The sequence below is a fragment of the Actinoplanes sp. NPDC051851 genome, from assembly GCF_040681165.1.
Taxonomy (GTDB): Bacteria; Actinomycetota; Actinomycetes; order Mycobacteriales; family Micromonosporaceae; genus Actinoplanes.
Window position 1 is genome coordinate 1 of the sequence record NZ_JBFAYF010000003.1, and the last position, 15,170, is coordinate 15,170.

Genomic DNA, 15,170 nt, shown 5'->3' on the forward strand with positions numbered 1-15,170 from the left:
GGGTGGGCATGCAGGGCGGTGAAGCGTCTATGCCCTGCATGCCCACCCACCGCCCCGACCTTGCATGGTGATCGGCGTCAGCCAGGTGGCGGCTCGCCCATTGCTGGCTGCCCGACTGAGCTGCGACTTCACCTCCAGCAAGGTGGTCTGGCTACCGCGCGGCCCGCATGCCAGGACGACATGTCACCCAGGCCCGGGTAGCTGCCGGGTCAGGCGAACAGACCGCGCCGCTCACCCACCGACCACCCAAACCCACGGGGTCACCCTGGGTGGGTCGGGGGGCCGCGGCCTCACCCAGCTCACGCGCTCGCAAAGCCCGCCAAGCCACCGCCAAGCGCAAGCCGCGCGCCGGACAAGCGCAAGCGGCGCGGTCTATTCGCTTCAGCCGGCAGCAACCCGGGCCCGGGTGGGAGAGCTGTCGCAGGGTGACCACCGCGCGGCAGCCAGACCGGGCAGCTGGAGGTGGAGTCGAAGCCCGGCCATGCACCCAGCGATGAGCAAGCCACCACGTGGCGAATGCGAAAACCCATGCAAGGTTGGGGCGGTGGGTGGGCATGCAGGGCATAGATGGTTCACCGCCCTGCATGCCCACCCACCGCCCCAACCGTCCCAGGGTGACCATTCCATTCAATTCCCACGGCGGTGCTCGAAGATCAGGTAGGTCTCGGTGCCGGAGACAAGGCGGGTCCCGCTGAGGCGCTCGGTGATGACGGTGCGCAGATCGTCGACGTCCTCGGCGGCCACGTGCAGCAGGAAGTCGTAGTTGCCGGAGACGAAGTAGACGTCGCGGACCGCGGGGATGCCGGCGAGGGCCTCGGTGAACCGGCCGATCGACTCGCGGGCGTCGGAGCGGATCCGGACCGCGATCATCGCCTGGATGGGCCGCCCCAGCCAGGCCGGGTCGACGTCGGCGTGGAAGCCGCGGATCGCCCCGATCTCGCGGAGCCGCCGGATCCGGGTCAGGCAGGTGGAGGGCGCGATCCCGACCCGGTCGGCGAGGGCGTTGTTCGGCATCCGACCGTCCACCCGGAGCAGGCTCAGCAGCTCCAGATCGATGTGGTCGAGGCCTCGAACATCCTTCGGCAGGTCGCTCACCGAACGCCACCCACCCGCAGGATCTGCGCTCTGGTGGTTACGAACAGAATCATGTTCGCTCGTCTTGCCTGCCTGCTGCACATCGTTCCACTCTAACGGCATCAGGCGCCTCCCCCTCCGTCAGCTCGACAACGGCGCCGGGCGAAAGGACATCCCATGCACATCGGCGTACCGAAAGAGGTCAAGAACCACGAGTACCGTGTCGCGATCACCCCGGCGGGCGTGGTGGAGGCCGTGCGTCACGGGCACGTGGTGAGCGTGCAGGCCGGTGCGGGCGCCGGTTCGGCGATCAGCGACGAGGACTACGTGGCCGCCGGTGCCCGGATCCTGCCGGACGCGGACGCGGTCTGGGACGCCGCCGACATGATCCTCAAGGTCAAGGAGCCGATCGCCGAGGAGTACCACCGTCTCCGCGCCGGTCAGGTGGTCTTCACCTACCTGCACCTCGCCGCCGACCCCGAGGGCACCAAGGCGCTGCTGGAGAGCGGCACCACCGCCATCGCGTACGAGACGGTCCAGCTCGCCGACGGCTCGCTGCCGCTGCTCGCCCCGATGTCCGAGGTGGCCGGCCGCCTCGCCCCGCAGGTCGGCGCGTACAGCCTGATGCGCAACAGCGGCGGCCGGGGCGTGCTGCCCGGCGGCGTGCCCGGTGTGGCCCCGGCGAAGATCACCGTGATCGGCGGCGGCGTCTCCGGCGTGAACGCGGCGACCATCGCGCTCGGCCTCGGTGCCGACGTGACCGTGCTGGACCTGAGCATTCCGCGCCTGCGCCAGATCGACGCCCAGTTCGGCGGCCGGGTGAAGACCCTGGTCTCCAGCGCGTACGCCATCGAGCAGTCGGTCATCGAGGCCGACCTGGTGATCGGCGCCGTGCTGGTCCCCGGGGCGAAGGCCCCGACGCTGGTCAGCAACGACCTGGTGAAGCGGATGAAGCCCGGCTCGGTGCTGGTCGACATCGCGATCGACCAGGGCGGCTGCTTCGAGGACTCGCACGCCACCACCCACCAGGACCCGGTCTACCAGGTGCACGAGTCGGTCTTCTACTGCGTGGCGAACATGCCCGGCGCCGTCCCGAACACCTCGACGTACGCCCTGACCAACGCCACCCTCCCGTACGCCCTGCGCCTGGCCGACCTGGGCTGGAAGGACGCGCTGCGCGCCGACCCGGCCCTGGCCCTGGGCCTGAACGTGCACGACGGCACCCTCACCAACGACTCGGTCGGCACCGCCCTCGGTCTCCCCACCGAGAGCATCGCCGCCGTCCTCGCCGCCTGAGGTCAGCCGACCGGCAGGCAGTCGGACGCGGTGGTCGCCTCGCGGGCGGTGCGCTTGAAGGCGCCGTCCGCGTAGGCGTACCTATAGGTGATCTCCAGCTCCGGGCAGGCCTGCGTGCCGTCCTCGGCGACGCCGTTCGCCGTCACGGTGACCTCGGTGCCGGCTGCCGTGAGCGAGACGAACCAGGGCAGGTCGGTCGGCCCGGCCTCCTCCATCAGGGTGCCGATCCGCTTCGTGCCCTGGAAGACCTCGACCGTGCTCGGGATGTACGACGTGCTCGCCTCGCAGGTCCGCGCCACCAGCGTCTCGGGCGTGCCGTCGCCGGTCACGTCCTGGGTGAAGGTCTGCTGGATCCGGCCCTTCTGCCCCTCGTTCGGGCACTCCTTCAGCAGGGCGAGGAGGTCGGCCGAGGCGGCGGGCGACGGGGCGATCGACACCGGGTCGGTGGCGGTGGTGGGTGCGGCGGCCGTCGGCGCGGAACACGCGGTGGCGACCGCGGCGAACAGACCGGCACTCGCGAACAGAACGACCTTCTTCAGCACGGGGATTCCCTGATCTTCTCCGCGGCCACCATTCCCGGGCCGTCTCGTCGACGACTCTATGGATCCGCTGAGGACGGCCCCTCACAAGATCGTGCCAGGTGCCGGGGGGACCGCCAGCGCGATGGAGAGCGCCAGCACCCACTGCGGGTCCTTGAGGCGCTCGCCGTACAGCTCCCGCAGCCGCGCCATCCGGTACCGGACCGTCTGCGGGTGCACGAACAGCTCGGCCGCCACGTCCTCCCGGCGGCCCTGGTGCAGCAGCCAGCTGCGCAGCGTCTCGACCAGCTTGGCGGCGGCCGGTCCACGCTCCCCGGTCAGCGGGGCCAGTACGCGTTCCCGCAGGTCGGCGAGGGCGCCCTGATCGGCGGTGACGACCAGCTCGGGCAGGTGCTCCTCGGTGTCGACGGCGGCGCCGTCCGGCGGGCAGAGCTGGTGGACCCGGACCGCCCGATCCAGTGAGGCCTGGGCCCTCAGCCACGGGCGGGCCGGGCCGATCACGGCGTGGTGGCCGGTGAGCAGGCGGGTGAGGTGTGCGCGGGAGCCGCCCTGCGGGTCGGGGACCAGCAGCACGGCGGTCCCCGGCAGGTCGGTGATCGCGCCGGAGAGCTGGAGGGTCCGCGGATCGAGCAGGTCGATCAGCGAACGGGCCGATCGGTCGGGCAGCAGGATCGCGGTCAGGGTCTGCGGCGGCGCCCACTCGGCCCGCTCGGCGGCGGCCTGGACCACGTGCGCCGGCTCGCCGCCGATCAGGGCCTGGGCGAGCTGTTGCAGGTAGCGCAGCCGGATCCGGCCGGTGGCGGCCAGTTCGTCGGCGTGGCCCGCGACGCTCGCCGCGGAGAGCTCGTCGATGTACGCGAACACCAGCTCCGCGAAGTCCGCGATCACCTCCGCCGACTGCCCGGTGCCCACGCTGACCGCGGCCAGTTCCCGCCAGACCACCCGGACGCCCACCCGGTACGCCGCGAGCAGCGCGTCCAGGCTCCGGCCGGTGCGCGCCTCGCCCCGGCCCAGCGCGTACGCCCCCTCGAGCGCCGCCGCGAGCGGGGTGCCGGGGTCGCCTCCGGGCCGGGACACCAGGTTCAGGAAGGTGCCGACCGCGGCCTGCACCGCCCGCTCGATCTTGTTGCCCATCGCGCCCGCGAACGCCACCGAGTAGGCCGGCACCTCCATGGTTATCGCGGCGATGGCCTGGGCCGCGACCTCGGGCAGGCCACGCCGCATCGGGTCGACCACCTCCACAGGCAATCGATAGGACCGCACATCGCGGAGAGGTTCTATCAATGGAATCCCTTTTGTCGGTCCGACTGTTGTTCGCAGAAGACAATTATGCCGCCCCGGATTCACTTCTCACGGTCAGGACTTCGCCCCCGCGGTACAGCAGGCTTAGTCAGGTGCCAGTCACCCACACAATGCGCAACGGCGCGTGGCGCGTCGTCGAGCTGGTCACCACTCCGCTGGTGCCCGCCGACTACCTCGACGTCATCGCCCCGCTGCGCAACGCGAACATCCTGCGCGGCCGGATCGAGGAGGTCCGCCCGGAGACCGCGAGCGCGGTCAGCCTGGTGATCCGGCCCGGACGGGGCTGGCAGCCGCACGAGCCCGGTCAGTACATCCGCCTCGGCGTGGACGTCGACGGCATCCGGCTGTGGCGCGCCTACTCGGTGAGCAGCGCCGCCGGTCGCCGGGACGGCCGCATCGCGGTCACCGTGAACGCCGTGAAGGACGGCGTGGTCAGCGCGTACCTCCACAAACACGCGACCCGCGGCATGATCATCCACCTGGACCTCCCCACGGGTGATTTCACGCTGCCGCGGCAGCGGCCGCCGAAGAGCCTGTTCCTCACCGCCGGCAGCGGCATCACGCCGGTGATGGGCATGCTGCGCAGCTGCCTGCACGAGCTGCCGGACGTCGTGGTGATCCACTCGGCCCGCACGCCGGAGGACGCGGTCTTCGGCACCGAGCTGCGTGAGCTCGACCGGCAGGGGAAGATCACCCTGATCGAGCGGCACACCGGCAGCGACGGGCGGCTCAAGCCGGCCGAGATCGCCGAGCTGGTGCCCGACCTCTTCGAGCGGGAGACCTGGGCCTGCGGGCCGGGCGAGATGCTCGACGCCCTCACCGAACACTGGAGCGACGCGGGCGCCGCGGAGAAACTGCACATCGAGCGGTTCCGTCCTGCGATGCTGATCGCCGGGGACGGCGGCACGGTCACCTTCGAGCGTTCCGGCACCGTGGTCGAGGCAGCGGGCAGCGTCTCGATCCTGGACGCCGGCGAGGCCGCCGGGAAGCTGATGAAGTCCGGCTGCCGGATGGGCATCTGCTACTCGTGCGTCCTGCCGATGCGCGAGGGCATCGTCCGCGACATGCGCGACGGCACCATCACCACCGCCGTGGAAGGCGACAACGTCCTGATCCAGCCCTGTATCGCGGCCGCCGCCGGGCCGTGCCGGCTGGACGCCTGAGCTTTTACACCGGACCCCCAGAGAGAACGAGGTTCACGTGACCACGCTGCAACGCCAGGAAGTCAACCCGATCGCGCACCTCACCGCCGAGGACATCGAGGAGATCGGCCGCGAGCTGGACGCGATCCGGGACGAGATGCTGGCCGTCCGCGGGGAGAAGGACGCGGCCTACATCCGCCGGGTCATCAAGGTCCAGCGGAGCCTGGAGATGGGCAGCCGCGCCGTGCTGCTCTTCTCGCTCTTCCCGCCCGCGTGGATCGTCGGCACGTTCGGTCTCTCGGTGGCGAAGATCCTGGAGAACATGGAGATCGGCCACAACATCCTGCACGGCCAGTACGACTTCATGCGCGACCCGAAGATCCACTCGACGACCTGGGAGTGGGACCACGTCACCCCGGCCGAGCAGTGGAAGCACTCGCACAACGAGATCCACCACAAGTACACCAACGTGGTCGGCAAGGACAACGACCTCGGGTACGGCATCATGCGGGTCGACGAGAACCAGCGCTGGATCCCGTTCTACCTGTTCCAGCCGCTGTGGAACTTCATCAACGCGTGCTTCTTCGAGTACGGCATCGCCGCGTACGACCTGCAGCTGGGCCGCAACCTGCAGACCAAGAAGCGCCGCAACAACCCGGAGTTCAAGGCGAACTACAAGGCGGTCGGCCGCAAGATCCGCCGCCAGGTGCTGAAGGACTACATCCTGCACCCGCTGATCTCCGGCCCGTCCTTCTTCCACACCATGGCCGCGAACTTCACCGCCAACCTGGTCCGCAACCTGTGGAGCCACTCGGTGATCATGTGCGGTCACTTCCCGAACGGCGTCTCCACCTTCGAGCGCACCTCGATCAAGGGCGAGACCCGCGGCGAGTGGTACCTGCGCCAGATGCTCGGCTCGGCCAACATCTCCGGCAGCAAGCTGATGCACATCATGACCGGCAACCTGTCCCACCAGATCGAGCACCACCTCTTCCCCGACCTGCCGAGCAGCCGCTACGCGGAGACCGCGGTCAAGGTGCGGGCGCTCTTCAAGAAGTACGACCTGCCGTACGTCACCGGCCCGCTGCCCAAGCAGGTCGCCTCGGCCTGGGCCAAGGTGATCCGCCTGTCCCTGCCGAACCGCAAGCCGATGCCGGAGGCGGACAACTCGATCCCGCCGCGGATGCCGGCCGCCGAGCCGGTCACGGCGTAGTCGTCGCCTCGAGGGGCGGGGCTTCCGGCTCCGCCCCCGCGACCGTGCTCCCGTCGCGCAGCAGGTTCAGCGCGAGCAGCCACATCATCAGGTAGGCGAGCACCGCGCTGGCGTAGAACGGCATCTCGGAGAAGAGCCCGAGCACGCCGAGCGCCGCCCCGGTCAGCAGGCAGCCGAGCAGGTAGCCGACGACGGTCGCGCCCCGCACCCGCTCCCGTCCCCGCAGCACGCGCCGCTGCGCCCACGCGTAGGCGAACGGGATCGCACCCGGCTGCACCAGGATGAAGGCGAAGCCGAGCAGGGTCACCGCCATGGCCGCCGGTATCGAGGCCTGCACTTCCGGCATCGCTGCCACCCCCTGTCGAGATCGACACACGTTACTCTGCGGTAACACCCCAACACCAGAGCTTCTTTTCCCGTACGGCGAAAGCCGCGCCCTCTCCTCGGCGTCACCCCATCGACGGCGTCACCCCATCGACGGCATCACCCCATCGACGGCGTCGGTCCCGGTGGCGCCAGGGCCAGCACGAGGCGCTCCAGTTGCCCGGCGAGCTCCCGGCGCTCCCCATCGCTCAGCACCGCGCTTGGCTGGCCCTGAGGGGCGCCTCGAAAGGCCCGACACACCCCTCAGTGCAGGTAGGACAGGCTGGGGAGGGCGGTCTGGTAGCCGGAGAGCAGGCGCTCGGCCAGGGCGGCGTCGTCGATCAAGGGGTGGGTGGTCATCGCGCGGAGGGCGGCGGCGCGGGAGCCCGTGGTGGCGGCCTCCAGGATCGCGCGCTCGGTGGACTTGACCGCGCGGACCAGCGGGACGCCGTGTGCGGGCAGCGGCGCGACCGGGAGCGGGGTGGCGCCGCGGGCGTCGACGACGCAGGGGACCTCGACCACCGCGTCGTCGTCCAGGGCCGCCAGCGTTCCCCGGTTGCGGACGTTGAGAATCAGGGTGGCCGGCTCGTCGCGGGCCAGGGCGCGCATCACGGCCAGGGCGACGCCCTCGTACCCGGCCGGGCGGCTCTCGTCGTGCTCGCGCTCGCCGGCACCGGTGAGCTCGCGGTTCTCGGCCATGTAGGTGGCCTCCCGCTCCCGCCACGCCGCCAGCCACGCGGTCAGGGGTTCCTGGTCGCGCAGCGCGGTGTAGCAGCGTTCCTGCTGGTCCCGGAGGAACGCGCCCCGGGTCTGCGGCGCGTCCCGGACCGCGGCGAACGTCCCGGCCGGGTCGTAGTAGTAGTGCAGGTACTCGTTCGGGATCGCCCCGAGGGTCCGCAGGAGGTCCGGGCCGAAGAGCCGTCCCTCCTCGATGCCGAGCAGCAGTCCGTCGTCGGCGAGCAGACCGGCGAGCAGGTCGCGGCCACCGTCGGCATCGTGGACGCCGGGACCGGCGGGAACGCTGGAGGCCCTCGGAGCGCCGGGCAGACCGGGCTCGAGGTCGTGGACGCCGTAGAGCCAGCCGAGGTGGTTCAGGCCGGCGTAGTCGACGCGTACCCGGGCCGGATCCGCCCCGAGGGTGCGAAGCACCCGGTCGACCAGACCGGACGGTGAATCGCAGATGCCGATCACCCGGTCGCCGAGGCGGGCCGCCATCGCCTCGGTGATCAGGCCCGCCGGGTTGGTGAAATTGATCAGCCAGGCGTCGGGGGCGAGCGCCGCGATCCGGTCCGCGATCCGGGTGGCCTCGGGTACGGTCCGGAGCCCGTACGCGATCCCGCCCGCACCGACCGTCTCCTGCCCGAGTACGCCGAGGTCGAGCGCGACCCGCTCGTCGGCGACCCGCCCGGCCAGCCCGCCGACCCGGATCGCCGAGAAGACGAAGGTGGCCCCGGCGACGGCCTCGTCGAGGTCCGTGGTGGTGCGCACGGCCGGGGCGTCGGCCACCTCCGCGGCCAGGGCGGCGAGCACCCGGCCGATGCCGTCGAGGCGGTTCCGGTCCACGTCGTGGAGGACGACCTCGGTGATGCCGGTGTGCCGGTGGTCGGCGAGCAGGGCCCGGTAGACGAGCGGCACCCGGAAGCCGCCCCCACCCAGAATCGTCAGGCGCAACGTCTCATGTCTCCGTGTCGATGGGATGGGCCGAGGGGATGGTCGATGGGATGGGCCGAGGGGATGGTCGATGGGATGGGCCGAGGGGATGACGCCGGGGGATCAGCGGCCGGAGCGGTCACTGGCCGGTACGGGGTCAGTGGTCGGCACGGGCGTCGGAGAGGCGGGCGATCGTCGCGGTGGCGCGGTGCACGGCGGCGGCCCGGCCCGGCGGGATCACCTCGTCGAGGAAGGCGTACCGGCGGGCCAGGCCGCCCTCGGCGGAGTCGGCGTGGTGCCCGGCTGCGGCCTGGCGGGTCGCGGACCACCAGTCGGCGATGTCGCCCCAGCCCGGCGCCGAGAGGGAACCGCCGAAGTGCTGCACCGAGAGGGCGGCGACCAGGTTCGCGAAGGCCACCCGGTCGGCGAGCGCCCAGCCGCCCAGGGTGCCGGCGACGAACCCGGCGGTGAAGACGTCGCCCGCGCCGGTCGGGTCGAGTGCGTCCACCGGGACGCTCGGCACGCTCACCGACTCGCCGGACGCCGAGTCGACCGCGAGCGCGCCGGTGCCGCCGTCGGTGACCACCACGATCGGGACCATCCCGGTCAGCTTGTCCAGCGCGGCGCGCGGCGAGTCGGTCCGGGTGTACCGCATCGCCTCGACCGCGTTCGGCACGAAGGCGTGGCAGTCCGGCAGCACCTCGAGCGCCTCGCAGGACCACTCGTCGCTCTCGTCCCAGCCGACGTCCGCGAAGATCTTCATCCCGGCCCGGCCCGCGTCGCGTACCCAGGCCGTGTTGTGCCCGCCCAGGCTCACCGCGGCGGCGCGCGCCGCGGGCAGCCCGTTGACCAGCCCGTCCGCCCCGGTCGGCAGCGGGTGTCCGTGTGTGATCATGCTGCGGTCCCGGTCGTACGCCAGCGAGACGGTCACCGGCGAGTGCCAGTCGTCGACGCGGCGCGAGGCGGAGAGATCGATCCCCTCCTGGCGGCTCAGCACCTGATGGCAGAACTCCCCGTACGCATCCGTGCTCAGCGCCGTCCCGAGCCCGGTGCTCAGCCCGAGCCGGCTCGCCGCGACCGCGAGGTTCGCCACGCCGCCCGGACACGACCCCATCCCGGGGGCCCACACCTCGGTGCCCGGCCGCGGCAACTCGCGGAGGCCCGTGAAGATCACGTCGAGGAAGACCGCCCCCGGAACGAAAAGGTCCAGCTCACGAGCCATTGGCAGATCTTACCCCCACCCCCATCGGTCAACTGGTATTTGATCACCACCCTTGACGCAGCTCACGTGCCCGGCCCATGAACGCCCTCTCCGGCGAATGCCCGCCGCCGGCGAACACCCTCCGCCGGCGAACGGCTTCCTTCCGCGGACGCCGGGGCGGGTCGTCAGCGGGAGCGGCGGAGGTCGGCGTGGGCGGCCCGGGCGACGTCGATGTGCCGATCGGTGCCGGGTGGGCGGGCCGCGTCGAGCAGCTGCCAGGCCTCCTCCAGCGCGCCGGCCAGCTCGTCGATGCGCCCGGCGTGCTGGCGCCGGACGTCCTCCCGCACCTTCTCGATCCGCCGCAGCCACCCCGCGCTGCTCTCGCCCGACGGCTTGCCCACCGCCACGGGAGCCGCAGACGGGTGCCCACCACCGAGCGGAGACCCACCATCGAGCGGGTGCCCGGCGCCGGGAGGGTGCCCACCCCCGGGCGGATGCCCGGCGCCCGGTGCCCGGTCCACCGAGGACCGGCCCGGCGGCCGCACCGAGTCGGCCGGTTGCCGGGGCGCCGACGGCGGGGCCTGCGGCGGCGAGGAGCGCGGCACCGAGGAATGCGCGACACCGGGCGGCCGCGGGGTCTGCGGGGGCGGCGCGGAATGTGCGATGCCCGGCGACGCGGGCGCGGGCGCGTCGGCGAGATCGGTGGCCGGGACGATGGCGGCGATCGGGCGGCCGCCGTCGACCACCACGGTGACCTGGCCGGTCAGGGCGGTCACGCGGACCAACTGCTGGAATCGGAGGCGGGCTTCGTTGACGGAAAGCTCGATCCGGCGGCGGATCGGCATGGCTGCTTCTCCCATATCAGCGATGATGCGCCGGGGGTACGACAAAAACCTCCGATAGATTCGCCCGGGTGACCTCATCCCCTGTGGAATCCCCCGGCCCGGTGACTGCCGACGACGTCCGCGCGACGGTCGACGCCGCGATCGCGACCCTGCGGCACGCCGAGGGGAAGTACTGGCAGACCACGGCCGGCGGGCTGACCTGGTCCTGCTGGGAGACGGTGGAGCACATGGCCGACGACCTTTTCGCGTACGCCGGGCAGCTCGCACCCGCCACCCCGGCGCTGACGGCCTACGTGCCGTTCGGGTGGAAGCGGCGCCCGGACGGCCCGGCGCTGACCGTCTACGCCGACGCGGATCAGGGCGTGCCCGGCCTGCTGCAGGTGCTGGACGCGTCCGGCGGGCTGCTCGCCGCGCTGGTCCGGGTCGCGCCGCCGGAGCAGCGCGGTTTCCACCCGCTCGGCCTCGCGGAGCTGCCGGGCCACGCCCCGCTGACCAAGTGGCGCTGGTATGCGGACGTGCGGGGCTGAGGTCGTACCCCGGAAGGATCTCAATGCTTGAAGCCGCCGACCAGGGTGCTCAGGTCGCCGGCCAGACGCGTGAGATCCGCGGCGGCCTGCTGGGTCGAGCGGGCGCCCTCCGCGGTGGCCGAGGCGACGTCGGCGACACCGGTGACCGTCCGGGCCACCTGGCTGCTGCTCGACGCGGCGTCCGCCACCGACCGGCTCATCTCGCCCGTGGTCGCGGTCTGCTCCTCGACCGCCGAGGCGATCGTCGTCGTGTAGTCGCCGATCCGCTGGATGACGTCGGTGATCTCGCCGATCGCCACGGTCGCCGACTCGCTGGAGACCTGGATCGCCGAGATCCGGGCGGTGATCTCCTCGGTCGCCTTGGCGGTCTGCTGGGCCAGCTCCTTGACCTCACCGGCCACCACCGCGAAACCCTTGCCCAGCTCACCGGCGCGGGCCGCCTCGATCGTCGCGTTCAGGGCGAGCAGGTTCGTCTGCTCGGCGATGCTGGTGATCAGCTTGACCACGGCGCCGATCTCGCCGCTCGCCGTGCCGAGCTCGGCCACCTGGCTGTTGGTCCGCGCGGCGACGGTCATGCCCTCCTGCGCGACCCGGGCCGCCTCGGCCGCGTTGGTGGCGATCTCGGTGATCGCGGCGCTCATCTCCTCGGCACCCGCCGCGATCGACTGCACGCCCAGGTTCACCTCGTCGCTGGCCGAACTCGCCGAGGTGGCCTGGTTCGCCACCTCGGCCGCGCCGCTCTGCAGCTGGGCGCTGACCACGGTCAGCTCCTCGGAGGCGCCGGCCAGCGTCGCCGCCGAACCGCCGATCGTGGTGACGGTCTCGCGCAGCCGCAGCACCGCGCGGTCCAGGGCCCGGCCCATCCGGCCCGGCTCGTCGTCCGTGGTGATACCGGTGTTCCGGGTCAGGTCACCGGCGGCCAGCCCCTCGCAGACCTCGCTGACCCGGCGCAGCGACCGGACGATCGCCCGCGCCACCACCCAGCCGAGCGCGAGCGCCCCGAACAGGCCGACGATCAGGAGGATCACCGAGACGGTACGGTTCGACGTGTACCGGCTCTGCGCGCTGGAGACCGCCCCGGAAGCGTCCGACGTCTCCGCGTCGTTGAGCTCGGTCAGCTCCTCCGCGATGGCCGTCATGATCGGCGCTATCTTCTCGGTGCGGACCGTCTGCCACGTGACCAGGTCGTTCTTCTGCGACGCCGGGATCATCTCGTTCTCGGCCAGGTCGACGTAGTCGTCCCAGTTCGCCCTGAGCTCGTCGATGGTCTGGGTGGTGCCGGCCGGGCCGCTCGCCGTGAAGGCGTCGAACGCGGTGTCGACGTCCTCGAGGTCCGCGCTGAACGCCGCGGCATACTTGGTCTTGTTGGTGGCGTCGCTGAAGATCGCGTGCAGCGAGAGGTCCAGCCGTGCCTGCACCATCGTGCTGCGCACCGACCCGAGCGCCTGCACGCTGGCCAGGTTGTTGGTGTAGATCTTGGTCGCCGCCGCACTGGCCTCGCTCAGCGCCCGCAGCGTGAGCACCCCGACGATCAGCGCCACCGCGGCCGCGACACAGATCGCCACCATGATCTTCACCCGGACGCTGAGATCGCCCCAGAATCCCCATACGCCACTCCGTGGCGCCACATCCACCGCTGCGATCGCGCTCATCGTCGTCGGCCTCCTCTAGATACCTGGTCGGCACCCCTTCCGCACCCCTGAGCCGACATCCCGCACCGAAGCGATCACCACGTCCCCGAACAGTGCCCACCGCCGGCCCGGCCGGCCCACCGCCAGCCGACACTCAGCCACGGAACCCGCCGCCCATTCCAGGCCCTACCGCCGACCCCGCCCGACCGACCCCGGCCGGCCGGACAGGCGGGCGGCCGGGGAAAGGCAGCGCCAGGGCTGCGGGGCGGCGGGGCGGGGGCTACTGGTGGGCCGGGGTGCCCCGGCGGATGCCGATCACGGCGACCAGCGCGCCCACCAGGCAGAGAACCCCCGCGGTCAGCGCAGCCGTGTGCACCCCGTTGACGAAGGCCTGACCGGCACCGTCCACCACCGCGGCCCGGATCTCCGCCGACATGTCCGATGACACCGGTGCTACGCCCATCGCCACGGCGTCCTTCGCCGCGGTGAGTCCCGAGGCGAGCGGGGACGGCACACCCGCGGAGACCAGCGACGGCACCAGCGTCGAGCTCACCCGGGCGCTGATCAGCGACACCAGGACCGACGTGCCCAGCGCCCCGCCGATCTGCAGCATGGTCGCCTGGAGTCCGCCCGCGACCCCGCCGTCCTTGACCGGCGCGTTGCCGACGATCGCCTCGGACGACGCGGCCATCACCATGCCGACGCCGAGGCCCAGGCCGATGAAGGACGGCCACATCACGTTGTAGCTGGAGTCGGTGCCGAGCAGGAGCAGCCCGAACGACGCGGCACCCTGCAGGGCCATGCCCAGCGGCATGGTGAGGCGCGGGCCGAACCGGTCGGTCAGCGCGGCCCCGAGCGGCGACGCCACCACCGACGCCAGGCTCAGCGGCAGGGTGAGGACACCGGCCATCACCGGCGTGTACCCGCGCACGTTCTGCAGGTACAGCATGATGTAGAAGATGGAGCCGAGCAGCGTGAAGAAGTTGATCGCGGTGATGACGGCGCCGATCGTCAGCGCCGGGCTGCGGAACAGGCGCATCGGCAGCAGCGGGTGCTCGATCCGCGTCTCGTAGTAGCCGAAGACGGCGAGGATCACCAGGCCGGCGGCGATGCTGCCGAGCGTGCTGCCGGAGCCCCAGCCCCAGGTCTCGCCCTTGACCACGGCGAAGACCAGGACCAGCAGGCCCACGGCGAGCAGCAGTACGCCGGGCACGTCGAACCGGTGCTTCCCGGTCGAGTTCCTGCTCTCCGGGAGGACCAGCGCGCTCACGATCAGCGCGATCACGCCGACCGGCGCGTTGATGTAGAAGACGGATTCCCAGTTCACGTGCTGCACGAGGAGGCCACCGACGATCGGGCCGAGCGCGGTCGAGACCGAGGAGACCATCGCCCAGATGCCGACCGCCATGCCGAACCTCTTCGGCGGGAAGACGGCGCGCAGGATGCCGAGCGTGTTCGGCATCAGGAGGGCGCCGAAGAAGCCCTGGGCCGCGCGGAACGCGATGACGCCCTCGATCGAGCCGGCGAGTCCGATGGCGACCGAGGAGAGCGTGAAACCGGCGACGCCGATCAGGTAGTAGGTGCGCCGGCCGAAGCGGTCACCGAGTTTGCCGCCGAGGATCAGCGCGGCGGCGAGCGCCAGCAGATAGGAGTTGGTGACCCACTGCAGTTCGGCGGTGCTGGCGCCCAGGTCGCGGCCGATCTCCGGGTTCGCGATCGACACCACACTGCCGTCCAGGCCCACCATGAACAGGCCGAAGGCGACCGCGATCAGGGAGAGCCAGGGGTTTCCGCGCCGGCCCGCGACCACCGGGGGCGCGGGAGCGGGGATCTCGACCGAAGTCGCTGAAGACATTGAGGAACTCCATCTTTGCGCGCTTGTTGCGCTTGTTCTTCTCGTACGGTGACCGTTCACCGTCCGCCGTCGCGGACGTGCCGCGTGACCTCCGTCAGGTACGGGAGGGCCCGGGCCACCGCGGTGCGCGCCTCGTCGTCGAGCGCGTCCAGGGCGGCGGAGAGGTACCCGGTGAGCAGTCCCTGGACCGCTCCGGTGCGCTGCCGGGCCTCGGCGGTGGCGTGCAGCCGGACGACCCGCCGGTCCCGCTGATCCGGCTCGCGGACCAGCAGACCGTTCTTGACCATCAGGGTCACCAGCGCGCTGGCGTTGTTCGGCTGGATCTGCAGCTCGTCGGCGAGCTCCCGGACCGTGGCGCCCGGGTGGTCGATCACGAACCAGAGCGCGGCGAGCTGCACCTCGGGCGGCTTGGGATGGTCGAACTCGCCCTGCACCCGGCGGTCGAGTGCGCGGTGCAGCTGGTGTGCCAGGAGCATGAGCTGCACGGCGGGATCGGTCTCGGTCACGGCTCCATTATTAGGTATGTGCTCAT

Annotated in this window: 14 protein-coding genes; 4 read left to right on the forward strand and 10 right to left on the reverse strand. The window is 71.6% G+C overall.

The features are described from left to right. Positions 1-627: 627 nt before the first annotated feature. Entirely contained in the window at positions 628-1,095 is a 468-nt protein-coding gene (locus AB0M08_RS04065) for an Lrp/AsnC family transcriptional regulator (protein WP_364488051.1), read from the reverse strand. 156 nt (positions 1,096-1,251) lie between these two features. Between AB0M08_RS04065 and ald the strand changes: the two genes are divergently transcribed. Then, the gene (gene ald / locus AB0M08_RS04070) at positions 1,252-2,370 is read left to right on the forward strand and encodes an alanine dehydrogenase (protein WP_364488054.1); all 1,119 of its coding nucleotides are present in this window, start codon (positions 1,252-1,254) and stop codon (positions 2,368-2,370) included. Between the two features lie 2 nt (positions 2,371-2,372). On the opposite strand, the gene AB0M08_RS04075 is transcribed toward ald, so the two are convergent. Further along, on the reverse strand, positions 2,373-2,912 hold the full coding sequence (locus AB0M08_RS04075) for a hypothetical protein (RefSeq protein ID WP_364488057.1): 540 nt from the start codon (positions 2,910-2,912) through the stop codon (positions 2,373-2,375). 81 nt (positions 2,913-2,993) lie between these two features. Next, complete coding sequence (locus tag AB0M08_RS04080) at positions 2,994-4,133, reverse strand: helix-turn-helix domain-containing protein (protein ID WP_364488928.1); 1,140 nt, start codon at positions 4,131-4,133, stop codon at positions 2,994-2,996. A gap of 188 nt (positions 4,134-4,321) precedes the next feature. Here AB0M08_RS04080 and AB0M08_RS04085 point away from each other — a divergent pair, with 188 nt between their 5' ends. Both AB0M08_RS04085 and AB0M08_RS04090 read left to right on the forward strand, forming a co-directional pair. Then, on the forward strand, positions 4,322-5,374 hold the full coding sequence (locus tag AB0M08_RS04085; protein ID WP_364488931.1) for a ferredoxin reductase: 1,053 nt from the start codon (positions 4,322-4,324) through the stop codon (positions 5,372-5,374). Between the two features lie 37 nt (positions 5,375-5,411). Then, on the forward strand, positions 5,412-6,566 hold the full coding sequence (locus AB0M08_RS04090) for an acyl-CoA desaturase (protein WP_364488060.1): 1,155 nt from the start codon (positions 5,412-5,414) through the stop codon (positions 6,564-6,566). Here the strand turns inward: AB0M08_RS04090 and AB0M08_RS04095 are convergent. The 4 genes from AB0M08_RS04095 to AB0M08_RS04110 form a co-directional block, all read right to left on the reverse strand. Beyond that, a complete protein-coding gene (locus AB0M08_RS04095) occupies positions 6,556-6,912 on the reverse strand; it encodes a hypothetical protein (RefSeq protein WP_364488063.1) in 357 nt (118 codons plus the stop codon). The genes AB0M08_RS04090 and AB0M08_RS04095 overlap by 11 nt on opposite strands. A gap of 281 nt (positions 6,913-7,193) precedes the next feature. Then, a complete protein-coding gene (locus AB0M08_RS04100) occupies positions 7,194-8,600 on the reverse strand; it encodes a 6-phospho-beta-glucosidase (protein ID WP_364488066.1) in 1,407 nt (468 codons plus the stop codon). A 136-nt stretch (positions 8,601-8,736) separates the two neighbouring features. Further along, entirely contained in the window at positions 8,737-9,801 is a 1,065-nt protein-coding gene (locus AB0M08_RS04105) for a PfkB family carbohydrate kinase (protein ID WP_364488069.1), read from the reverse strand. Positions 9,802-9,965: 164 nt separating this feature from the next. Further along, positions 9,966-10,640, reverse strand: a complete 675-nt coding sequence (locus tag AB0M08_RS04110) for a hypothetical protein (protein WP_364488072.1) — start codon at positions 10,638-10,640, stop codon at positions 9,966-9,968. A gap of 53 nt (positions 10,641-10,693) precedes the next feature. Between AB0M08_RS04110 and AB0M08_RS04115 the strand changes: the two genes are divergently transcribed. After that, complete coding sequence (locus AB0M08_RS04115; RefSeq protein ID WP_364488075.1) at positions 10,694-11,152, forward strand: hypothetical protein; 459 nt, start codon at positions 10,694-10,696, stop codon at positions 11,150-11,152. Positions 11,153-11,172: 20 nt separating this feature from the next. On the opposite strand, the gene AB0M08_RS04120 is transcribed toward AB0M08_RS04115, so the two are convergent. The 3 genes from AB0M08_RS04120 to AB0M08_RS04130 form a co-directional block, all read right to left on the reverse strand. Next, complete coding sequence (locus AB0M08_RS04120; protein ID WP_364488078.1) at positions 11,173-12,804, reverse strand: methyl-accepting chemotaxis protein; 1,632 nt, start codon at positions 12,802-12,804, stop codon at positions 11,173-11,175. 259 nt (positions 12,805-13,063) lie between these two features. Beyond that, the gene (locus AB0M08_RS04125; RefSeq protein ID WP_364488081.1) at positions 13,064-14,638 is read right to left on the reverse strand and encodes an MFS transporter; all 1,575 of its coding nucleotides are present in this window, start codon (positions 14,636-14,638) and stop codon (positions 13,064-13,066) included. Between the two features lie 56 nt (positions 14,639-14,694). Further along, entirely contained in the window at positions 14,695-15,144 is a 450-nt protein-coding gene (locus tag AB0M08_RS04130; protein WP_364488084.1) for a MarR family transcriptional regulator, read from the reverse strand. Positions 15,145-15,170 lie beyond the last annotated feature (26 nt).